The organism is Rhodococcus sp. O3 (assembly GCF_048897285.1).
Taxonomy (GTDB): domain Bacteria; phylum Actinomycetota; class Actinomycetes; order Mycobacteriales; family Mycobacteriaceae; genus Rhodococcus.
In genome coordinates this window covers 1-21,339 of the sequence record NZ_JBMBTE010000088.1, presented here as the reverse complement: position 1 = coordinate 21,339, position 21,339 = coordinate 1, and the positions used below count along the sequence as shown (strand labels likewise).

Here is a 21,339-nt window from a genome sequence, read left to right as displayed (position 1 = left end):
GCGCGCCGCGCGGCACCAACGGCTTCGGATACGACCCGGTGTTCCGGCCGGAAGGTGAGGAATGCACCTCTGCCGAGCTCAGCGCGGAGGAGAAGGACGCGGCGTCGCATCGCGGGCGCGCCCTCGCGCTGCTGGTGCCGGCGCTCGAGGCGCTGACCAGGGGCTGAGCCCGGGACCGAACACGGCCGCTCCCTGCCCGAATGTGCGGGCGGGGAGCGGCTTCCGGTTCGTCAGGCCTGCGCCAGGGCGGTGGGATGCGCTGGGTTGTCGATGCCCGGGATGCCGCGGCCGCGCAGCGACGCGCCCGCCGTCTCGGCCACGAAGCACAGCGCGACCAGGCCGACCGCACACGCACCCATCATGTAGAAGGCCGGAACGAGATCGTTCCCGGTCCGCTCGACCAGCCACTCGTTGATCGCGGGGGCGGTCCCGCCGAACAGCGACGTCGAGACGTTGTAGGAGATCGCGAATCCGGCGAACCGCACGTGCGTGGGGAACATCGCGGGGAACGTCGCCGAAATGGTCGACAACTGCAGGACGTACAGCAGGCCGAGGGTGGTGAACGCCACGATCGCCCAGCCGAAGTTCACCGTCATCAGCATGTACATCGGGATGGCGAGAACCAGCAGGCCACCCATCGACACCGCCCACAGCGGTTTGCGGCCGATCCGGTCCGACAGCGCGCCCGAGAACGGGATCACCGCCATCATCGCGAGCTGCCCGATCACCACCAGGACCAGCGACGCCGTGCTCGTCAGCCCGATCCGGTTCTCCAGATAGGTCGGCATGTAGCTCAGCAGCGTGTAGTTGCACACGTTCAGGGCGATGACCAGACCCATGAGCTTGACGACCGGTCGCCAGTACTTGGCGATGAGGTCCTTGAACTCGGCGCCGACGCTGCTCTCCTCCTGGTGCGCCTCCTCGAGTTCGAGGAACACCGGGGTCTCGTCGAGCTTGGACCGCAGATACAGCCCGACCAGTGCGAGCGGACCCGCGACGAAGAACGGCAGCCGCCAGCCCCACGTCGCCATGAACGCGTCCGTCGAGAGAAGGTCGATCATCAGGACGAGGAGCGCGCCGGCCGAGAAGCCGCCCAGTGTGCCGAATTCGAGGAAGCTGCCGTAGAAGCCGCGCTTGCGGTCGGGGGAGTACTCGGCCATGAACGTCGCCGCGCCGCCGTACTCGCCGCCCGTCGAGAAGCCCTGGATCATGCGGAGCAGGACGAGCAGCAGCGGCGACCAGAACCCGATCGACTCGTACGAGGGCACCGCGCCGAGCAGCACCGTCGCACTACCCATCAGCAAGATGGTGAGGGCGAGGATCTGCCGCCGGCCCAGCCGGTCTCCGAGCGGTCCCCACACGAAGCCGCCGAGCGGTCGCATGAGGAACGAGACGGCGAAGACGCCCAGCGTGAGCAGGGTGGCGGACTCGAGGTCTCCGGGGAAGAACGAATCGGCGATGTAGGTGGCGGTGTAGGCGTAGACGCCGTAGTCGAACCACTCGGTGAAATTGCCCATCGCGGACGCGCCGATGGCGCGCCGCACCTGGCCTGGTGACTCTCGATGAGGCTGGAGAGCTTGGTCTGCCGGACCGGTCTTCACGAATGTTCCCCTCGGTGAAATCTGATATTTCGGGCAAGTACCCGAGGGAGAGGGGTGTGAAACCCCCGGTGTGCCTTCATGGCGGTCGGAGCCGCCATCAGTGCATACGGGCGGCTCAGCCGCCTCTACAGCACCGTCTGCACGTAGGTCGTCACCATCGCCGTCATCTCGTCCGCCACCGTCTCGCGATCGATGTCCGGTTGCTCGAGAACGTATGCGATCGCGACGTTCTCGACGGTCCGCACCAGCATCCACGCGATCGTGTCGAGAGGCCGGCCCGAGCGATGCGCGCGGTTGGAACGCAGCCACACCGCGAACAGGGTCTCGATACGCTGCTCGAACTCCGAGAGGCGACTACCCGAGGTGCGGGGGAGCTGTTCGATCATCACCCGCAGCAACCGCGGGTTCTCGCCGAGCGCGTCGAGCAGTTCGAGCATCGTGGCCCGCACCGACGACGACCAGGTGGGGCCCTCGAGCGCCGTCGTGAACACGCGCGAAATGCGAGCATGCAGTTCCGTCGTCCACCGATCCACGACCTCCGCGACGATCGCGTCCTTGTTCGGGAAGTACTGGTACAGCGACCCCGGGCTGATGCGCGCGTGGGCGGCGATCCGGTTCGTCGACGCGCTTTCGTAGCCGTGTTCCAGCAGAACTGCCCGGCCCGCGTCGACGATGCGCTCGACCATCGCACGGGACCGATCCTGCCGCGGTGTGCGACGCATCTGCCGGCGGTCGGGCGCCGTCACAGGTGCCCCCGAAATGCGAATTGAATGCGAGTAAACGCTCGTGTGAACATGACCCGCATGATGACACGGGAGCCGTCGACGGCCACCGAGGCCGGTCCGTACCCCGCGCGGTTCGCCGGAATTCGCCCGCGCAACGAGCGCATCGGCCGACCCCTGAAGCACTTCGCAAAGGTCGACAGCGTCGACGAGGAACTGCTCGACCGGATCGGCCGGCGCATGTTCGCGCGCGACGAACTCGGTGCGTCCCTCGTGCACGCGATGCGTCGCCACCGCACCGACCCGCAGTGCGTCACGATGCGGCAGTTCCACCAGGCTCTCGAGCACGGGATCGACACCGTTCCCGACGCTCCCGAGGCACTGCGCGAGTTCTTCGCGGTCGTCGAGACGGTGCCCGAGTGGGTGGACTTCGACCTGCTCGAGAAGGGCGCGCGGGCGTTCCGCCGCATGGGTCGCAGCCGCAACGACGTGCTGCTCCAGCTCTCGTTGATCGGCGGCTACCGCTTCGGTGGCCCGCCGGACCTGCTGGTCGCGACCGGAGGCTTGACCGGCTCGACCGCCATGCGGCGCCTCGGCGAAACCCAGAAGTGGGGCACCGCCGTCGGCGAGCCGGGCGGAATGCGTCGCGGCGGCGAAGGATTCAAACTTACCGTGCACGTCCGTGCCATGCATGCGCTGGTCAACCACCGATTCGAGACGAACGGCCGCTGGGACGTCCCAGCGGTGGGGCCTGCCCATCAACCAGGCCGACCAGGCCGCGACCCTCGGACTGTTCAACGGCACACTGCTTCTCGGCGTCCGCGCCCTCGGTTACCGGGTCTCGCGCGACGAATCCCGCGCGGTCATGCACCTGTGGAAATACGTGGACTGGCTCATGGGCATCGACGAGGAGTGGCTGTTCGACAGCGAACGTCAGCAGCACCGTTTCAACTACCACGTCGTGCTCGTGCAGGACGATGTCACGCCCGCCGGCGCCGACCTGTCCCGCGCACTCGTCGACGGACAGCGCGATCTGAACTACCGCCAGTTCCCGACGCTGCGCGGACACTACGAGCGACTGCGCCTGCTGAGCATGCTCCGCTTCTTCCTCGGAGCCGAGGGCCTGCGCGATCTGGGGTTGCCCTCCGTTCCGCCGCTGGCCGTCGCCCCCGTCGTCGCCGGGAACGCCGTCAAGTCGACGGTGATCAACCGCACCCCGGCGGGCCGACGATTCCTCGAGCGGGTCGGCGATCGGGCCGCGCGGCGGGAACTGAGCCTGAAGTTCGGTGCTGCGGAACCGACTGTCGGCAGGTTGAACGTCTAGCGAAACCGAGTGACATACCGCCGCTGCCAAGGTGTTTCGACCGCGCGGGATGAGTAGTGCTCGCGAACGAACGCGACCGCCTCCCGGCGTGGCACACCGTCGAGGACGGCGAGGCACGCCAGGACGGTGCCGGTGCGTCCTAGTCCGCCGGAACACGCGATCTCCACCCGTTCGCCGGCGGCGCGCTCCCACGCCTCGTGGATCGCGGCCGCGGCATCGACATGGTCGGTCGGGAGTCGGAAATCCGGCCAGCGCACCCAGCGAGACGGCCACGGTGTCGGCGGAGGCTCGCGACGCTGCAGATACACCGCGAACGTCGGAAGCGGACCGTCGGGCAACGGATGGCGCAGGCCGCGACCGCGGACGAGCCGGCCCGACGGCAGGCGCAGGACGCCCGCGGCGGCGGGGTCCCAAGGTGCCACAGCTTCGGGGGTCACACCCCGAAGTCGGCCTTCACCTGCCGGGTGCGCTTGTGCTCGACGAAGAACGACAGGAACGGGATGGTGCCGGCGATGAGCGTTCCGATCGTCCGGGCCAGCGGCCAGCGGACCTTGATCGACAGGTCGAACGTGAGCACCAGGTACACCGCGTACACCCAGCCGTGCACGATCGCGATCCACGAGGGAACGTTCTCGATGCCGATCACGTACTTGGCGATCATCTCGCCGACCAGCACCAGCAGCCAGATGCCGGTCGCGTAGGCGAGGACGCGGTACCGCAGGAGCGCCGAGGAGATCTTCTTCCGGTCGGCGTCGCTGAGGGTCCGCGGCGCTGTGCCGGTCTTCTCGGGGGTGGTGCTCACTGACCGCTCCTTCCGGACCTGCGCGCAAGCTGCGCGAGGTATTCGTTGTACTCCAGTGTCTGCCGGGCCTCGGGGTCGTCGAGGTCGGCGTCGGTGGCCGATTCGAGTTTCCGGCCGGGCCTTGGGGGCAGAAGGTGTTCCGGAATCTCGGTGGGCTCGGACGACCCGGACGGTCGGGGTTCCCCAGTCTCCTCGGCCTCCGACTCCTCGGCTTCGAGGCGCACGAACCGTCGGTACGCGTAGACGCAGAAGAACGCGAACGCCGGCCACTGGAAGGCGTATCCCAGGTTCTGGGCGGTACCGCCGACTCCCTCGAAGCGGGTCCACTGCCAGTACCCGAGAGCGAGACATCCGGCCGTCGCGACGAGGACCAGGACGATCAGGGCGGCCCGGCGGGGCGGACGACGAGTTTCGGACACGACATCGACGGTACCCGAATGGGGCGCCGACCTGCCAAGACCGGTCGGTTGCCGTGCGCCAGGTCACGCCGGATTTTCGGGCAGGTGATGAGTCGGGAACCCGGGCCGAGTCGGTATTCGAAAGCCCGGAAAGGAAGCCGACGATGTCCACACCGACGAACACTCGAAGAAGCAGCGGGAAACGGAAATCCGCGACGAACGGGGACGACGAGACCATGGTGGTCGTGGCAGGTCACTGCCGGTTCCCGGCCGAGCACCGCGACGCCGCACTGGCCGGATACCGCACGCTCATCGAAGCCGCCCGCCGCGCGCCGGGCTGTGTCGACCTGTCCATCACCGCGGACCCGATCGACCCCGAGCGGATCGATATCTGCGAGATCTGGGCAGGGGAGGAGCAGCTGAACGCGTGGCGGCGGAAGGCACCGCACCCGAAAGTGCCGCGCGGTGTGAAGGCGACGGACCTGGACGTGTGGGAGTACGTCGTCGCAACTCGTCGTGCGCCGTTCGCCGGCAGTCGGAAGCGGTGAACGAAACAAGGCCCCGGACTCTCAGAGTTCGTGGCCTTGTTCCGCAGTTCACGGTACTGCTACGTGTGCGCGAGGGGGGACTCGAACCCCCACGCCCTTAGGGCACGGCGTTCTAAGCGCCGCGCGTCTGCCATTCCGCCACTCGCGCGCCACGGACACAATACGTCACGAACTCGACTGCCCCGACTCGAAGCCGAACCTCCGGCGACCTGCCCAGGTCGGAGTCTGAGTGTGGCAGTTCGGGCACAGGAATCGCACGTTCTCCGGTCTCGAATCGTTGGGGTTCCCGTCGATGTGGTCGACGTGGAAGATGAGGTCCTTGCCGTTCCAGATCGGATCGATCCCGCAGCCCTCGCAACGGTGTGGTCTGCCTGCTTCGAGGAGCGCGCGGCGCAGCATGTGGGGCTTCATGCGTGGGAAGCCCGCAGGCTTCTCGGTGAGAATGGTCGTCCAGTGCCGCCGGAGGACAGCCCCGCCGGGGAGACGTGGTTTGCCGGTGAAGTGTGACGTGTCGATGCCGAGCGCTTTGATCCTCCGACTGAGATGCGTGTGATGGCCGCCGTTGGGCTTGAGGCCGAAGTAGCGCATCACCTCCGCGAAGCTGACGCAGTGCTGGACAGCTTCCTCGAGCATTTCCTTCGTGTACTTGACCGGTCTGGTCATCGATCCCCCTCGCTCGAATGTGTGTTCGATCGAGACAAAGGTAACGGTCGGGTCCGACAAGTTTCGCCGCTCGAGCACGCCGCCGCCCACTCGTCAAGATGGTAACGATTAGGTAACAATAAACGTGAGGGTTTCCTCGGGTTCGTGGACGTCCACGCACCGGCGCAGCCAGCACCTACGACACCTACTCGCGGGTTACTTTCGCCGTTACTGTGAGACAAATCACTGGTCAGGGCACCGCGCGACACTCTTCGCGCAACAAAACATGAGGAAATCCTCATGATTCTGTGTCAATCTGGGCCTCGCACATAAGAGCAGATGAGCCCATGCAACACGCCAACGACGGCGAGTGCTTCCACAGGATTCACGCCTCGACCGCAGGGGTGTTCAGGAGAGGAACAACACGCGTGACGATCGACGAGACCACACCAGCCGACAACGGACGGAACTCGAAGGCATCACGACGCACAAACGAACGGGGGGTCACCACCTCGCGGCCCGGCGCGCTGGTCGACAAGATTCTCGCCGGTGAGCCCTACGCTCTCGCGTTCGGTGGTCAGGGTGCTCCCTGGCTCAGCTCGCTCGACGAACTCAGCCGTGACAACGGCCTCGAGCCGGTCCTGACGGACCTGGTCAACGCCGCCGCGGCAGCCCTCGCTCCCGTCGCCCACGACCTGGTGGTCGTGCGCCCCGCCGGTTTCGACCCCGTCGCGTGGATCCTCGAGCAGGATGTCGCGGACGAGGACGAGCAGCCGGCCGCGGGCCCGTCCGCCGCCACTCTGACTTCCGCCGCGGTGTCCCTGCCGGGCGTGTTCCTCACCCAGGTCGCCGCCCTGCGCGCCCTGGCCAACCAGGGTCTCGACGTGTCCGCGCACGCGCCGACCGCCGCGATCGGCCACTCCCAGGGTGTGCTGTCGGTCGAGGCCGTCGCCGCCGGTGGCCGCAAGGACGCCGAGATCCTCGCGATCGCGCAGCTCATCGGTGCTGCCGCGACCCTCGTCGGCCGCCGCCGCGGCCTCATCTCCGGTGCCGAGCGTTTCCCGATGCTCGCCGTCGCCGGTGTCGATCCCGAGCGCCTGCGCGCCATCGTCGCCGACGTGTTCGTGGGCCAGGACCCCGAGCGCAGCGCCGTCGTCGCGATCCGCAACGGCCGCCGTCGCGTCGTGCTGTCCGGCCCGCCGGCCGCGCTCGCACGCGTCCAGCAGCGCTGCGAGGAGATCTCCGCCGCGGAGACCCGCGAGCGTGAGTCGAAGAAGCGCGGCGGTGCCGTGTTCGACCCAACCTTCGAGCCGGTTTCCGCCGAGGTCGGCTTCCATCACCCGGCCCTCGCGGACGCGGTCGAGCAGGTCGCCGACTGGGCGTCGCGCTGCGACCTCGACGTCGAGCTCGCCCGTTCCCTCGCGCAGGCGATCCTCGTCGACCCGGTCGACTGGGTCGACCTCGTCGACGGTGCCGTCGCCTCGGGTGCCTCGTGGATCCTCGACCTCGGTCCCGGTGAGCTCCTCACCCGCATGACCTCCTCCGGCCTGCGCGGCCAGGGCGTCGGCATCATCGCCGCCGCGACCCGCGGTGGCCAGCGCAACCTGCTCACCCCGGGCGCCGAGCCCGAGGTGCCGCGCGCGTGGACCGAGTTCGCGCCCAAGCCCGTCGCTCTGCCCGACGGCCGCCTCGGCGTCGAGACCGCGTTCACCCGTCTGACGGGCCGTTCGCCGATCCTGCTCGCGGGCATGACCCCGACGACGGTGGATCCGAAGATCGTCGCCGCCGCCGCGAACGCCGGCCACTGGGCCGAGCTCGCCGGTGGTGGCCAGGTCACCGAGCAGATCTTCGCCGACCACGTCGAGGAGCTGAAGGAGCTGCTCGAGCCGGGTCGCGCCGTGCAGTTCAACTCGATGTTCCTCGATCCGTACCTGTGGAAGCTCCACGTGGGCGGCAAGCGTCTCGTGCCGAAGGCCCGCGCTGCGGGCGCGCCGTTCGACGGTGTCGTCGTGACCGCCGGTATCCCGGAGCTCGAGGAAGCTGTCTCGATCATCGAGGAGCTCACCGAGGCCGGCATCAGCCACGTCGCGTTCAAGCCGGGCACCGTCGCGCAGATCCGCTCGGTGATCCGCATCGCGAACGAGGTCCCCGACTACCCGGTCATCGTCCACATCGAGGGCGGCCGCGCCGGTGGTCACCACTCGTGGGAGGACCTCGACGACCTGCTGCTCGACACCTACGCCGAGCTGCGCACCCGCCCGAACCTGGTGCTGTGCGTCGGCGGTGGCATCGGCACCCCGGAGCGGGCTGCCGACTACCTGACCGGCCGCTGGTCCACCGAGTACGGCTTCCCGGCGATGCCGCTCGACGGCATCCTCGTCGGCACCGCCGCGATGGCGACCCTCGAGGCGACCACCGCTCCCGAGGTCAAGCAGCTGCTCGTCGACACCCCCGGCACCCCCGACTGGGTCGGTGCGGGCACCGCGTCCGGCGGCATGGCCTCGGGCCGCAGCCAGCTCGGCGCCGACATCCACGAGATCGACAACGCCGCATCGCGCACCGGCCGCCTGCTCGACGAGGTCGCCGGTGACGCCGACGCCGTCGCCGCCCGCCGGGACGAGATCATCGCCGCGCTGGACATCACCGCGAAGCCGTACTTCGGTGATGTCGCCGAGATGACCTACCTGCAGTGGCTCACTCGCTACCTCGAGCTTGCGGTCGGCACCGATTCCGCGTGCGAGTTCGACTGCGGCACCGACCTGGGCGACGCCGTCGCCGAGGCCCACACCAGCCCGTGGCTGGACGTGTCGTGGCGTGAGCGTTTCCGCGAGATGCTGCAGCGTGCCGAGGCCCGCCTGCATCCGGTCGACCGCGGCCCGATCCCGACGCTGTTCGCGGACGACGCCGTGCTCGAGCGGCCCTACGCGGCGCTCAAGGCGCTGACCGGGCAGTTCCCGGACGCCGGTGACGTCGTGCTGCACCCGGCCGACGTGCCGTTCTTCATCTCCCTGTGCCGCACCCCCGGCAAGCCGGTGAACTTCGTGCCGGTCGTCGACCAGGACGTGCGTCGCTGGTGGCGCTCGGACTCGCTGTGGCAGGCGCACGACCCGCGCTACACCGCCGACCAGGTCTGCGTCATCCCGGGCACCGTCGCCGTCGCGGGCATCACCCGCGCCGACGAGCCCGTCGGTGAGCTGCTCGACCGCTTCGAGAAGGCCACCATCGACGAGCTGCTCGCCGCCGGTGCCGAGCCGGTGCAGGTCGTCGCACGTCGTCACCAGGACCGTGCCGCGGGGCTGCTCGACGCCGTGCTGTCCGCTCCGGACGTCGCGTGGGCCGGCCGTCAGACCCTCAACCCGGTCCACCGTCTCGGCGATGTCGCCGAGTGGACCGTCGAGGCCGACGGTGCCGCCGTGCACGCCCCGACCGGTGCGACCCTGAACGTCCTCGACGACGAGCACGTCGGCCTGCGTGTGCCGCTGCTGCGCGACAAGGCCGTCGAGATCCGCATCACCGTCCCGGCCTCCGTCCGCACCGGCGGTGCGCCGGTCGTCACCGAGGCGGACGCCGCCGCGTCGATGTCTGCGCTGCTCGGTGTCGCCGCCGGGCAGGAGCTGCCGGCCGTGAAGAAGGGCGCCGCCCGGATCACCCTCGGCTGGCTGCCCGAGAAGATCGCCGACCACGCCGGTGTCACCGGCGCCGGCCTGCCCGCCAACCTGACCACGGGCCCCAACGGTGTGCCCGACGTGCTCGTCGGTGCGTGCTGGCCCGCGGTGTTCGCGGCGCTCGGCGCGTCCAAGACCGACGACAACCTCTCGGTCATCGAGGGCATGCTCGATCTGGTCCACCTCGACCACGCCATCGACGTCAAGAACGGTCTGCCGACCGATCCCGCGATCCTGGGTGTCAAGGCGCAGGTCGCCGACGTCGCCGACACCGACCTCGGTCGTGTCGTCGAGGTGCGTGTCGACATCGCCGCCGACAACGGTGACGGCTCCGGCGACAACGTCGTCGCGCAGCTGGTCGAGCGGTTCGCGATCCGCGGCCGCACCGGCACCGTCGAGCTCGCCGACCCGGTCCGCGCCGGTGGATCGCTGTCGGAGGACGCCGCGGACACCCCGCGTCGACGCCGCCGCGATGCCGTGATCGTCGCCCCGACCGATATGAGCGCGTTCGCTCGCGTCTCGGGCGACCACAACCCGATCCACACCTCGGACAACGCCGCGCTGCTCGCCGGCCTGGGCTCGCCGATCGTGCACGGCATGTGGCTGTCGGCCGCCGCCCAGCAGGTGGTGACCGCGTTCGAGGCCGACGCGAAGCTGCCGGTCCGCCGCCTGACCGCGTGGACCGCCCGATTCCTCGGCATGGTCCGTCCGGGCGCGCAGATCGACGTGCGTGTCGACCGCGTAGGCACCGACAAGGGCGCCGAGATCATCGAGGTCGGCTGCCGCGTCGACGGCGACCTGGTGATGGTCGCGACCGGCCGCACCGCCGCCCCGAAGACCGTCTACGCGTTCCCGGGCCAGGGCATCCAGCGTCCGGGCATGGGCCTCGACGCCCGTGCCCGCAGCAAGGCCGCCCGCGAGATCTGGGACCGCGCCGACAAGCACACCCGCAAGGCGCTGGGCTTCTCGATCCTGGCCGTCGTGCGCGACAACCCGACCGTGCTCAAGGCCCGCGGCGTCACCCACAAGCACCCGGACGGCGTGCTGCACCTGACGCAGTTCACCCAGGTCGCCATGGCGACCCTCGGTGTCGCGCAGATCGCCGAACTCCGCGAGGCCGGAGCGTTCGTCGAGGGCTCGTTCCTCGCGGGCCACTCGGTCGGTGAGTACAACGCGCTCGCCGCGGTCGCCGGTGTGCTGCCGCTCGAGGCGGTGCTCGAGGTCGTGTTCCAGCGCGGCTCGGCGATGCACGCCCTCGTCCCGCGTGACGAGCACGGCCGCTCGAACTACCGCATGGCCGCGATCCGGCCGTCGCAGTTCGGTGTCGCCGACGAGGACCTGCAGGACTTCGTGGCCGGCGTCGCCGCCGAGGCCGGCGAGTTCCTGGAGATCGTGAACCTGAACCTGCGCGGCTCCCAGTACGCCATCGCGGGCACGGTCGCCGGTCTCGAGGCCCTGGAGACGGTCATCGAGCGCAAGGTCGCCGAGTTCGGCGGCAAGCGCGCGTTCATCCTGGTCCCCGGCATCGACGTGCCGTTCCACTCGACCGTCCTGCGCGGCGGCGTGGACGACTTCCGCGAGCGTCTGCTGCACCTGCTCCCGGAGCAGATCGACCCGAAGATCCTCATCGGCCGCTACATCCCGAACCTCGTGCCCAAGCCGTTCAACCTGGGCCGCGAGTTCATCCAGGAGATCGCCGATCTGGTTCCCTCGGAGCCCCTCGCCGCGGTCCTCGCGGACTTCGACGCCTGGGCCGCGAAGCCGGTCGAACTGACCCGCGTCGTGCTCGCCGAGCTCCTCGCATGGCAGTTCGCGTCGCCGGTCCGCTGGATCGAGACGCAGGATCTGCTGTTCGCTCCCGAGGAGGACGGTGGCCTCGGTGTCGAGCGGTTCGTCGAGGTCGGCCTCGGTGCCGCCCCGACCGTCGCGAACCTGGCGTCGCAGACCCTGAAGCTGCCCGGCCGCTTCGGTGAGCCCGTCGAGGTGCTCAACATCGAGCGTGAGGCGTCGATCGTGTACTCGACCGACGTCGATCCGGCTCCGGTCGAGGACGACGAGCCCGCTGCTCCGGCAGCGGAGGCGTCCCCGGCGGCCGCCGCGGCTCCCGCCCCGGCAGCGGCTCCGGCCGCTCCGGCCGGTGGACCGCGTCCCGACGACATCGCGTTCAAGGCCGCCGACGCCACCAAGGTGCTCATCGCGCTGTGGACGAAGCTGCGTCCGGATCAGATCGGCCCCGTCGACACCATCGAGGCGCTGTGCGACGGCGTGTCCTCGCGCCGTAACCAGCTGCTCGTCGACCTCGGCTCCGAGCTGTCGCTCGGCGCGATCGACGGTGCCGCGGACGCCGACATGGGCGCGCTGGCAGCCACCGTCGACCGCCTGGCCCGCACCTACCGCCCGTTCGGCCCGGTGCTGACCGACTCGATCAACGATCACCTGCGCAAGGTGTTCGGACCGTCCGGCAAGCGCCCGGCGTACATCGCCGAGCGCGTCACCAAGGTGTGGGGCCTGGGCGAAGGCTGGACCCAGCACGTGACCGCCGAGGTCGCACTCGGCAGCCGTGACGGCGCCTCCATCCGTGGCGGCGACCTGGGCGGCCTGTCGCAGGGTGCCCTCTCCGACGCCTCCGCCGTCGACACGCTGATCGACGCCGCCGTGCAGTCCGTCGCCGGCCGCCGCGGTATCGCGGTATCCATGCCGGCCGCCGGTGGCGGCGGGGGAGCGACCGTCGACGCCGCCGCTCTCGGCGAGTTCGCCGAGCAGATCACCGGCCGTGACGGTGTGCTCGCCAACGCCGCGCGCCTCGTGCTCGAGCAGCTCGGCCTGGCCGAGCAGACCTCGGGTCTGGCGGACAAGGCGGACAGCGAACTGGTCGATCTGGTCTCCGCGGAGCTCGGCTCCGACTGGCCGCGTCAGGTCGCCCCGGCGTTCGACGCCCGCAAGGCCGTGCTGATCGACGACCGCTGGGCCACCGCCCGCGAGGACCTGGCCCGCGTGTGGCTGGGTGCAGAGATCGAGGTCGAGCGGTTCGCCGGTGCCGGCGCGACCGTCGCCGCGCACGCCACGTTCTGGCAGCGCAAGGCCACCGAGGCCGGCCGCACCGTGCTCGCCGAGACCTTCGGCCGCATCGCGACCGCCGCCGCGGACGTCGCCGACGCCGAATACGCGAACGAGGTCGCGGTCGTGACCGGCGCCAGCAAGGGCGGTATCGGCGCAGCCGTCGCCGCGAAGCTGCTCGGCGGTGGCGCGACCGTGGTCGTGACCACGTCCAGCCTCAACGACAGCCGCCTCGGCTTCTACAAGAAGCTGTACGCCGAGAGCGCACGGGCCGGCGCGGCCCTGTGGGTGGTCCCGGCGAACATGGCGTCCTACGCGGACGTCGACGCCCTGATCGAGTGGATCGGCACCGAGACCGTGGAGAACGCGGGCGGCGCCAAGAAGCTGATCAAGGACGCGCTGACCCCGACGCTGCTGTTCCCCTTCGCCGCGCCCCGCGTGGCCGGTTCCCTCGCCGACGCGGGTGCCCGCGCCGAGATGGAGATGCGGGTGCTGCTGTGGTCGGTGGAGCGGCTCATCGCCGGTCTCGCCGCCATCGGCAACGACCGCGACGTCGATACTCACCTCCACGTGGTGCTGCCTGGTTCCCCGAACCGCGGCAAGTTCGGTGGCGACGGTGCCTACGGTGAGGCCAAGGCCGCGCTCGACGCGGTGGTCAACCGCTGGAACGCCGAGCGCACGTGGGCCGAGCGCGTCACCCTCGCGCACGCTCTCATCGGCTGGGTGCGCGGCACCGGCCTGATGGGCGGCAACGACCCGCTGGTCGAGGCCGTCGAGGCGGCCGGTGTGCGCACCTGGTCGACGCAGGAGATGGCCACCGAGCTGCTGAAGCTGGTCGGCCCGGAGGCCCGCCGCCTCGCCGCCGACAAGCCGCTGGTCGCGGACCTGACCGGTGGACTGTCGGAGGCGGACGTCGACCTGCCGGCCCTCGCGAAGCAGGCCCAGGACGCGGCCGACGCCGCCGAGACCGAGGACGAGGACGAGTCGGGCACCATCGCGGCCCTGCCGTCCGCGCCGCGACTCGACGCCGCCCTGCCCGTCCCGGCGTGGAAGAAGCTCGACGTCGACCCGGCCGACCTGGTCGTGATCGTCGGCGCCGGCGAGCTCGGCCCCTACGGTTCGGCCCGCACCCGCTTCGAGATGGAGGTCGACGAGGAACTGTCGGCCGCCGGTGTGCTCGAGCTGGCCTGGGTGACCGGCCTGGTGGAGTGGGAGAACGACCCGAAGCCCGGCTTCTACGACACCGAGACCGGTGAGCTGGTGCCGGAGTCGGAGATCGCCGACCGCTACCACGACGCGGTGGTCGAGCGCTGCGGCATCCGGCGCTACGCCGACGACGGCGCCATGGTCGACAACACCGCACCGCTGCTGACCTCGGTGTTCCTCGACAAGGACCTGTCCTTCGTCGTCGGTTCCGAGGCCGAGGCCCGCGCGTTCGTCGACGCCGACCCGGAGAACACGGTCGCGTCCGTGGACGCCGAGTCCGGCGACTGGACGGTCACCCGCAAGGCCGGCACCGAGATCCGCGTGCCGCGCAAGGCGAAGCTGACCCGCACGGTCGGCGGCCAGATCCCCACCGGATTCGACGTCACCAAGTGGGGCATCCCCGCGGACATGGCGGAGTCGGTGGACCGGGTCGGCCTGTGGAACATCGTCACCACCGTCGACGCGTTCCTCACCGGTGGCTTCACCCCGTCGGAGCTGCTGCGCTGGGTGCACCCGTCGCTGGTGGCGAACACGCAGGGCACCGGTATGGGCGGCATGTCCTCGATGAGGTCGCTGTACATCGACACGCTGCTCGGCGAGTCCCGCGCGAACGACATCCTGCAGGAAGCCCTGCCGAACGTCATCGCCGCGCACGTCGTGCAGTCCTACGTCGGTGGCTACGGCGCGATGGTGCACCCGGTCGCGGCGTGCGCCACGGCTGCGGTGTCGGTCGAGGAGGGCGTCGACAAGATCAAGCTGGGCAAGGCGCAGCTGGTCGTGGCCGGCGGCTTCGACGACCTGGGCATCGAGGGCATCGTCGGCTTCGGTGACATGTCCGCGACCGCCAAGTCCGAGGACATGACCGGCAAGGGCATCAGCGACAACCGGTTCTCGCGGGCCAACGACCGCCGTCGCGGTGGGTTCGTCGAATCGGCCGGTGGCGGCACGGTGCTGCTGGCGCGCGGTGACCTGGCGCTGGAGATGGGCCTGCCGGTTCTCGGTGTCGTCGCCTGGGCGGGATCCTTCGCCGACGGCGTGCACACCTCGATCCCGGCCCCGGGCATCGGTGCTCTCGGCGCCGGTCGCGGTGGGCTCGAGTCCGGCCTGGCCAAGGAACTGCGCAAGCTCGGTGTCACCGCCGACGACATCGCCGTGATCTCCAAGCACGACACGTCGACCGCGGCGAACGACCCGAACGAGGCCGAGCTGCACGAACGCCTGGCCGGCGCGCTGGGCCGCAGCGAGGGCAACCCGCTGTTCGTGGTGTCGCAGAAGAGCCTGACCGGTCACGCCAAGGGTGGCGCGGCAGCGTTCCAGCTGATCGGCCTGTGCCAGGTCCTCAGCCAGGGCGTCGTCCCGCCGAACCGCAGCCTGGACTGCGTCGACGACAAGATGGCCCGGTTCGAGCACCTGGTGTGGGCACGGACCCCGATCCGGTTCGGCGAGCAGTACGCGCTCAAGGCCGGTCTGCTGACCAGCCTCGGGTTCGGGCACGTGTCCGGTCTGATCGCGGTGGTGCACCCGCAGGCGTTCGTCGAGGCGATCCCCGCCGAGCGGCGCGAGGCCTACCTCGCGCAGGCGCAGCAGCGCACGGTCGCCGGCAAGCGTCGCCTGGCCGACGCGATGACCGGTGGTGCCGCGCTGTACCAGCGTCCGGCGGATCGTCGCCTCGGCGGCGACGGGGTTCCGGCGGCGGCGTCGCGTCAGCTCGAGGCGGACGTGCTGCTCAGCGCGGAAGCGCGTCTCGGCGACGACGACGTGTACCGCTCGGGTCTGCCCGGCTGCAAGTAGGGCCGGGGCGAGCGAAGCGACGGGATAGGTAGCAGGCGCGGATGGGAGTTGCGGGTGTCGGGTTCGACCTGGTCTCGGTGACGGAGTTCGAGGAGCAGCTGGGTCGTCCCGGCACCACGATGCTCACGAGCTTCACGCCGGGGGAGCGTCGCGACGCGAACACCCGCAGCTCCCGTCCGGGACGCCACTTCGCAGCCCGGTGGGCGGCCAAGGAAGCGCTGATCAAGGCATGGTCGGCGTCACTGTTCGGTCACCCACCGGTGCTGCCGGAGGGCATTCACCGCGACATCGAGGTGGTCTCGGATGCGTGGGGCAGGCCCGGTATCCGGTTGCACGGTGCCGTCGCCGAGCACCTCGCGGGCATGAGCATCCACGTCTCGCTGACACACGACGGTGACATGGCCGGAGCGTTCGTCGTTCTCGAGGAGGCTCCGGACGCGTAGATCCGGTCGACCGGATCAAGCCGGGGAGGTTGCAGCCTCCTCGGCTTCACTCGTTTCCGGGGTCTCGCTCGAATCGGGGACCGTGTCCGCGTCGGCGGTCTCACCCTTCTCGCGGCTGCCGTCCCCGTCGCCGGTTGCGGCTTCCTCCGCGCGGGCCTGCAGTCGCTTGCGCTTCTTCGCCCGGGCCCTCGAGTCCTGCTCGGCGACCTGCAGGTACGCGACCATCAGCCGTTTCAGTTCGACGACCGCGTCGGCGTGGGTCTGATCGTCCTGGACGGAGAAGTTCAGCATCGAGTAGACGACGTGGACGAGGACTTCGGCCATCAGCTTGCGGCGCGGCCTCGGTGTGTCGGGCGTGAGCGGTGCGAGCATCCGCTCGACCTGCTCGGCGAACTTGCGTTCGTGGATGGCCCCGGTCGCGCGGGTCGACGGGGTCGACTGCATCGCCAGCCACACCTCGCGGCGGGACGGATCGGTGGTCCACAGCCCGGCCATGTGGTCGACGAAGCTGTTGAGGAACCGCAGCCAGTCGACCGACGGGATCTTGCCGTTGAACTGGGCCAGTTCCTCCTGCACACCCACGAGGTCCTGGCGGTTCAGTTCACAGACGATGACGTACTTGTTCGCGAAGAACTGGTAGAGCGTGCCGATCGGCACGTCCGCGCGGGACGCGACCTCTTCGCAGGTGAACGACTCGAATCCGACCTCGGTGAGCAGTTCGCGGGACGCGGCGAGCAGGGCGTCGAACTTGCGCCGGCTGCGTTCCTGCGTCGGTCGCCGCCGCGGCACGAGTTCTTGTGGCGCTGTTTGTACTTCCAACGCCGGATCGATCCGGCGGGGTGCTTTGCGCACGTTCGTTGCAGACTCCACGCGCCCCAGGCTAGCCGCAGTGCGCGGGAATGCCGAGAGATTGCCGTGAGGGCGAGTCGCAGCAAACACGGCCGAGCGTGCTCACGGTGCTCATGCGGCGAGGGTGAACTGCATGACGTCGATATGTCCGGTTCGGAAATGATCGGCCGATCCGCGCAGGTATTTCATGAAGCGTTCGTACATTTCCTCGGAGGACAGCGCGACCGCCTCGGCGCGCCGGTCCGCCAGCGCCGCGGCCCAGTGCTCCAGCGTGCGGACGTAGTGCGGGCCGAGCGGATGGACGCGTTCGACGCGGAACCCGGCGCGTTCGGCGCCCGCCACGACCACCTCGGGCTGCGGAAGCTGCCCGCCGGGGAAGATCTCGCGCTTGATGAACAGGTGGAACAGGGCGTTCTCGCGGGTCACGGGAATGCCGCGGGACTTCAGCGTCGCGAGGGTGTGCCCGATGATGGTGTGCAGCAGCATCCGCCCACCCGGGGGCAGCATCCGGTGGCACCGCTCGAAGAACTCGTCGTAGCGTTCCCGGCGGAAATGTTCGAACGCCCCGATGCTCACGATGCGGTCGGCGGTGCCGGTGTACTCCTCCCAGCCCTGCAACAGGACCCGCGCGGTCCGGGGACCGGGCAGTCGGGCGGCCTCGGCCGCGACGTGTTCGTACTGGTTGCGGCTCAGGGTCAGGCCGACGACGTCGACGTCGTAGTGGGTGACCGCGCGGAACATCGTCGATCCCCAGCCGCAGCCGATGTCGAGCAGGGTCGCGCCGGGCTGCAGGTCGCACTTGCCGAGGGCCAGGTCGATCTTGGCGGTCTGCGCCTCCTCGAGCGTCATGTCGTCCCGTTCGAAGTACGCGCAGCTGTAGGTCATCGACGGGTCGAGGAACAGGGCGAAGAACTCGTCGGACAGGTCGTAGTGGGATTGGACCTGCTTGTAGAAGGGTGACAGTTCGGTGGGCATCGCAGTGCCTTTCCGTCCACGGGCCGGAACTGGTTCGACGGTGGCCCGGATGTCGAACAACAACGCTACGCGGTCGCCGCGCCGCGCGGCACGGAACGGCGGAGGGCACGCGCGACCTACGATTGCGACGGGCACCGAACAGGACGAGCAGGTGCCCGATCGTGAGACCTTCGTCCGACACTCCGAGGAGGCGTGTGAGCGTGACCGACACCGACACCCTGCAGCGGATCCGCGACCGGATCCGGGCCGCGATGCCCACCGCCCGAACCGAACTCGCGACACTGGTCGCCTTCCGTTCGGTCGCGGACCCGCGACAGTTCCCCGCGGAGGAGTGTCTCGCCGCCGCCCGCTGGGTGCGGGACGCGTTCGCCGCCGCCGGTATCGAGCACATCGAACTCGTCGAGACGTCCGACGGTTGCCCCGCCGTCGTCGGGCACAGTCCGGCCCCGGCCGGAGCGCCCACGGTTCTGCTCTACAGTCACTACGACATTCAGCCTCCCGGCAACGAAAGCCTGTGGCTCACCCCGCCTTTCGATCTCACCGAACGGGACGGTCGCTGGTACGGCCGGGGCGCCGCGGACTGCAAGGGCAACATCGTGATGCATCTGCTCGCGCTGCGCGCGGCCCTCGCCGACGGACCCCTGCCGGTGGGAGTGCGGATCGTCGTCGAAGGGTCCGAGGAGATGGGTGGTGCCGGGCTCGAACACCTCGTCGCGGAGCGCCCCGACCTGTTCGCCGCCGACCTGATCGTGATCGGCGACTGCGGCAACGCGGAAGTCGGCCGGCCCACCGTCACGACGTCGCTGCGTGGTATCGCGAACGTCGTCGTCCACGTGGAAACCCTTGCCGGGGAGGTTCATTCGGGGCAATACGGCGGGGCTGCGCCCGATGCGCTCGCCGCCCTCGTCCGGTTGCTGAACACCCTGCGCGACGAACACGGCAACACCGTCGTCGACGGCCTCGACACCCTCGGGCAGTGGGACGGGGTGCCCTATCCCGAAGACCGGTTCCGTGCCGACGCCGGTGTGCTCGACGGGGTGTCGCTGCTGTCGTCCGGCACGGTCGCCGACGCCGTGTGGGCAAGGCCGGCACTGACCGTGCTCGGCATCGACGCACCGCCCGTCGTCGGCTCGGTGGCGGCGATCGTGCCTCGCGCCTCGGCGCGGCTGAACCTGCGGGTGCCGCCGGGTCTGGACCCGCTGGTCGCGCAGGACGCCCTCGTCGCCCACCTCGAAGCGCACGTGCCGTGGGGTGCGCACCTGCGCATCGAGCGCGAAGCCCTCGGCGAACCGTTCCGCGCGGCCACCGACGGTCCCGGATACGCCGCCCTGCGTGCGGCGCTCGCGGCCGCGTACGGGCGCGAGGTGGGAACCGCCGGCCAGGGCGGCTCGATCCCGCTGTGCACGGCCCTGCAGCGGGCCGTGCCCGGGGCGGAGATCGCGTTGATCGGTGTCGAGGAGCCGCGGAGCGTCATCCACGCTCCGAACGAGAGCGTGGACCCGACGGAAATCGAGAACCTCGCCGTCGCGGAGGCGCTGCTCCTGCTGTCCCTGGCCGAGCGGTCCGCGAGCTAGAGCGACTGCCGAGCGGTCCGCGAGCTAGACCGACAGGTCGCGACGCAACTTCGCGACGTGCCCGGTGGCGCGCACGTTGTACTGCGCCACCTCGATCTTCCCCTCCTCGTCGACGAGGAAGGTCGAGCGGATCACGCCGGTCACGGTCTTGCCGTACATCTTCTTCTCGCCGAACGCGCCCCACGCCGTGAGCGTGGTCTTCTCCGGATCGGAGAGCAGCGGGAAGGTCAGTTCCTCCTTGTCGCGGAACTTCGCGAGCTTGGCGGGCTTGTCGGGGGAGATCCCGACGACATCGAGCCCGGCGTCGTTCAGTTCGGCGAGGTTGTCGCGGAAGTCGCATGCCTGCTTCGTGCAGCCGGGCGTGCTCGCGGCGGGGTAGAAGTACACGATCACCTTGCGGCCGCGGTAGTCCGACAACGACACCTCGTTGCCGTCGGCGTCGGGGAGGGTGAACTCGGGCGCGGGGTCGCCGGGGGCGAGTCTGCTGTTATCCGTCACGTCCGCCACGGTAGTGGACCGCGCGTCCACTACCGTGGTCGCAGCACACACAGCGACTCCTGGAGGATCACGTGCGTAGGGACACCGAGGCCATCGAGCGGGACATCGAGAACGCCCGCAACCAGCTCGCGAGCACGCTCGACGAATTGAGTGCGCGGACCAATCCGAAGACACTTGTTGCCAACACCAAGCAGACGCTCGTCGCCAAGGTGAACCAGCCGAACGTCAAGTACGCCGTCATCGCGGTCGGCGTCGTCGTGGGCGCTCTGGTTCTGCGCAGACTGCTGCGCTGACGACCCGTCGATCCGGGGGCACCGTCGTCCGTTCGCGGACGGCGGTGCCCTCGTTTTTGCGCCGCTAGCTGTGACATGTCACTTTCTTGCGACTTCGATCTTGTCGTGGTTCACATCTTTGCGTGGTTCACTGAGAAGACGTCGATCGTCTCGTCTTCGAAGGGGTGACGGTCATGCGGACTGCGCAGCATGTTGCACGACTCGTCCTGGTCGCGATCCTCGCCGCGACCGTCGCGCTGGTGACGGGGTCGGCCGCTTCCGCCGGCCGCATCGGCATCGCGCCGCCGGGCGGGCCTCCGGTGGACGCGCTGACGCCCTCGGACGGGGCCGTGGTCGGTATCGCGCAGCCGGTGACCGTCCGCTTCGGTGCCCCGGTGACCGATCGGGCCGCCGCCGAACGATCCGTCGCGGTCATCCCGTCCGTGCCCGTCGCCGGCGACTTTCGGTGGCGCGACGACCGTCACCTCGAGTGGGTTCCGGACGGATTCTGGCCGGGCCACACCGCTGTCACCGTCCTGGCCGGCGGCACCCGGACGCAGTTCCGAACCGGCGACGAATTCGTCGCGGTGGCGAACCTGTCCACGCACCAGTTCACCGTCTCCCTGAATGGGGAGATCGTCCGGACCATGCCGGCGTCGATGGGCAAGCCCGGTTACGAGACGCCGACCGGGACCTTCCCTGTGCTCGAGAAGTTCCGTGAGCTGGTGATGGACTCGTCGACCTACGGCGTTCCGATCGACGACCCCGAGGGGTACCGGATCGACACCGAATACGCGGTCCGTCTGACGTGGAGCGGAATCTTCGTGCATGCCGCACCGTGGTCGGTGGATTCGCAGGGCTACGCGAACGTCAGCCATGGGTGCATCAACCTGAGCACCGAGAACGCCCGGTGGTACTTCGACAACGTGAAGATCGGGGACCCGGTCGTCATCCGGTGGTGACGCCGGCCGG

General features: G+C 69.6%; 16 protein-coding genes, 1 tRNA gene and 1 pseudogene. 8 read left to right on the top strand and 10 right to left on the bottom strand.

What is annotated here, in order from left to right:
* The coding region (locus ACN675_RS20870) for a non-canonical purine NTP pyrophosphatase (RefSeq protein WP_420752659.1) at positions 1-167 on the top strand (167 nt) is incomplete at its 5' end.
* Between the two features lie 63 nt (positions 168-230).
* Here ACN675_RS20870 and ACN675_RS20865 read toward each other — a convergent pair.
* Both ACN675_RS20865 and ACN675_RS20860 read right to left on the bottom strand, forming a co-directional pair.
* Positions 231-1,517 carry an MFS transporter gene (locus ACN675_RS20865; RefSeq protein ID WP_420752656.1) on the bottom strand — a complete coding sequence of 429 codons (1,287 nt, stop codon included), beginning with the start codon at positions 1,515-1,517 and terminating at the stop codon, positions 231-233.
* A 209-nt stretch (positions 1,518-1,726) separates the two neighbouring features.
* A complete protein-coding gene (locus tag ACN675_RS20860; protein WP_420752655.1) occupies positions 1,727-2,287 on the bottom strand; it encodes a TetR/AcrR family transcriptional regulator in 561 nt (186 codons plus the stop codon).
* Between the two features lie 117 nt (positions 2,288-2,404).
* On the opposite strand from ACN675_RS20860, the pseudogene ACN675_RS20855 reads away from it, so the two are divergent.
* Positions 2,405-3,647, top strand: a pseudogene (locus ACN675_RS20855) (oxygenase MpaB family protein).
* Here ACN675_RS20855 and ACN675_RS20850 read toward each other — a convergent pair.
* Genes ACN675_RS20850 through ACN675_RS20840 form a run of 3 tightly spaced genes read right to left on the bottom strand, consistent with a single transcriptional unit; the run spans position 3,644 to position 4,868 of the window.
* The gene (locus ACN675_RS20850; RefSeq protein WP_420752654.1) at positions 3,644-4,084 is read right to left on the bottom strand and encodes a protein-tyrosine phosphatase family protein; all 441 of its coding nucleotides are present in this window, start codon (positions 4,082-4,084) and stop codon (positions 3,644-3,646) included. The pseudogene ACN675_RS20855 and the gene ACN675_RS20850 sit on opposite strands and share 4 nt — an antisense overlap.
* Positions 4,081-4,449 (bottom strand): DUF3817 domain-containing protein, encoded by a 369-nt coding sequence (locus ACN675_RS20845; RefSeq protein ID WP_248673988.1) that lies wholly within the window; start codon positions 4,447-4,449, stop codon positions 4,081-4,083. Before ACN675_RS20845 ends, ACN675_RS20850 begins: the two co-directional genes overlap by 4 nt.
* Positions 4,446-4,868 (bottom strand): transcriptional regulator, encoded by a 423-nt coding sequence (locus ACN675_RS20840; RefSeq protein WP_420752653.1) that lies wholly within the window; start codon positions 4,866-4,868, stop codon positions 4,446-4,448. Before ACN675_RS20840 ends, ACN675_RS20845 begins: the two co-directional genes overlap by 4 nt.
* A 143-nt stretch (positions 4,869-5,011) precedes the next feature.
* Here ACN675_RS20840 and ACN675_RS20835 point away from each other — a divergent pair, with 143 nt between their 5' ends.
* The gene (locus ACN675_RS20835; RefSeq protein ID WP_420752652.1) at positions 5,012-5,395 is read left to right on the top strand and encodes a putative quinol monooxygenase; all 384 of its coding nucleotides are present in this window, start codon (positions 5,012-5,014) and stop codon (positions 5,393-5,395) included.
* Positions 5,396-5,461: 66 nt separating this feature from the next.
* On the opposite strand, the gene ACN675_RS20830 is transcribed toward ACN675_RS20835, so the two are convergent.
* Together ACN675_RS20830 and ACN675_RS20825 are read right to left on the bottom strand one after the other, a co-directional pair.
* Positions 5,462-5,543: transfer RNA gene (locus ACN675_RS20830), tRNA-Leu, on the bottom strand.
* Positions 5,544-5,560: 17 nt separating this feature from the next.
* Positions 5,561-6,058 (bottom strand): HNH endonuclease, encoded by a 498-nt coding sequence (locus ACN675_RS20825; protein ID WP_420752658.1) that lies wholly within the window; start codon positions 6,056-6,058, stop codon positions 5,561-5,563.
* Between the two features lie 407 nt (positions 6,059-6,465).
* Between ACN675_RS20825 and ACN675_RS20820 the strand changes: the two genes are divergently transcribed.
* Both ACN675_RS20820 and ACN675_RS20815 read left to right on the top strand, forming a co-directional pair.
* Complete coding sequence (locus tag ACN675_RS20820) at positions 6,466-15,756, top strand: fatty acid synthase subunit beta domain-containing protein (protein ID WP_420752651.1); 9,291 nt, start codon at positions 6,466-6,468, stop codon at positions 15,754-15,756.
* Between the two features lie 41 nt (positions 15,757-15,797).
* Positions 15,798-16,199 (top strand): holo-ACP synthase, encoded by a 402-nt coding sequence (locus ACN675_RS20815; protein ID WP_248673984.1) that lies wholly within the window; start codon positions 15,798-15,800, stop codon positions 16,197-16,199.
* Between the two features lie 15 nt (positions 16,200-16,214).
* On the opposite strand, the gene ACN675_RS20810 is transcribed toward ACN675_RS20815, so the two are convergent.
* Together ACN675_RS20810 and ACN675_RS20805 are read right to left on the bottom strand one after the other, a co-directional pair.
* Entirely contained in the window at positions 16,215-17,030 is an 816-nt protein-coding gene (locus ACN675_RS20810; protein ID WP_420752657.1) for a TetR/AcrR family transcriptional regulator, read from the bottom strand.
* A gap of 129 nt (positions 17,031-17,159) precedes the next feature.
* Positions 17,160-18,023, bottom strand: a complete 864-nt coding sequence (locus tag ACN675_RS20805; protein ID WP_420752650.1) for a cyclopropane mycolic acid synthase family methyltransferase — start codon at positions 18,021-18,023, stop codon at positions 17,160-17,162.
* A 194-nt stretch (positions 18,024-18,217) separates the two neighbouring features.
* Between ACN675_RS20805 and ACN675_RS20800 the strand changes: the two genes are divergently transcribed.
* The gene (locus tag ACN675_RS20800; RefSeq protein WP_420752649.1) at positions 18,218-19,597 is read left to right on the top strand and encodes a dipeptidase; all 1,380 of its coding nucleotides are present in this window, start codon (positions 18,218-18,220) and stop codon (positions 19,595-19,597) included.
* 24 nt (positions 19,598-19,621) lie between these two features.
* Here the strand turns inward: ACN675_RS20800 and bcp are convergent, their stop codons facing one another.
* Positions 19,622-20,095 carry a thioredoxin-dependent thiol peroxidase gene (gene bcp, locus ACN675_RS20795; RefSeq protein WP_420752648.1) on the bottom strand — a complete coding sequence of 158 codons (474 nt, stop codon included), beginning with the start codon at positions 20,093-20,095 and terminating at the stop codon, positions 19,622-19,624.
* Positions 20,096-20,166: 71 nt separating this feature from the next.
* On the opposite strand from bcp, the gene ACN675_RS20790 reads away from it, so the two are divergent.
* Positions 20,167-20,388: a DUF3618 domain-containing protein gene (locus ACN675_RS20790; RefSeq protein ID WP_197256744.1), complete on the top strand. Its 222-nt coding sequence runs from the start codon at positions 20,167-20,169 to the stop codon at positions 20,386-20,388.
* 173 nt (positions 20,389-20,561) lie between these two features.
* Positions 20,562-21,329 (top strand): L,D-transpeptidase, encoded by a 768-nt coding sequence (locus ACN675_RS20785; RefSeq protein WP_420752647.1) that lies wholly within the window; start codon positions 20,562-20,564, stop codon positions 21,327-21,329.
* Positions 21,330-21,339 lie beyond the last annotated feature (10 nt).

Excerpts from the sequence above, each read along its gene's own strand:
- ACN675_RS20825 (WP_420752658.1), bottom strand. The coding sequence starts at position 6,058 with ATGACCAGACCGGTCAAGTACACGAAGGAAATGCTCGAGGAAGCTGTC.
- ACN675_RS20815 (WP_248673984.1), top strand. The coding sequence starts at position 15,798 with ATGGGAGTTGCGGGTGTCGGGTTCGACCTGGTCTCGGTGACGGAGTTC.
- ACN675_RS20805 (WP_420752650.1), bottom strand. The coding sequence starts at position 18,023 with ATGCCCACCGAACTGTCACCCTTCTACAAGCAGGTCCAATCCCACTAC.
- ACN675_RS20865 (WP_420752656.1), bottom strand. The coding sequence starts at position 1,517 with ATGGGCAATTTCACCGAGTGGTTCGACTACGGCGTCTACGCCTACACC.
- ACN675_RS20835 (WP_420752652.1), top strand. The coding sequence starts at position 5,012 with ATGTCCACACCGACGAACACTCGAAGAAGCAGCGGGAAACGGAAATCC.
- ACN675_RS20785 (WP_420752647.1), top strand. The coding sequence starts at position 20,562 with ATGCGGACTGCGCAGCATGTTGCACGACTCGTCCTGGTCGCGATCCTC.
- ACN675_RS20860 (WP_420752655.1), bottom strand. The coding sequence starts at position 2,287 with ATGGTCGAGCGCATCGTCGACGCGGGCCGGGCAGTTCTGCTGGAACAC.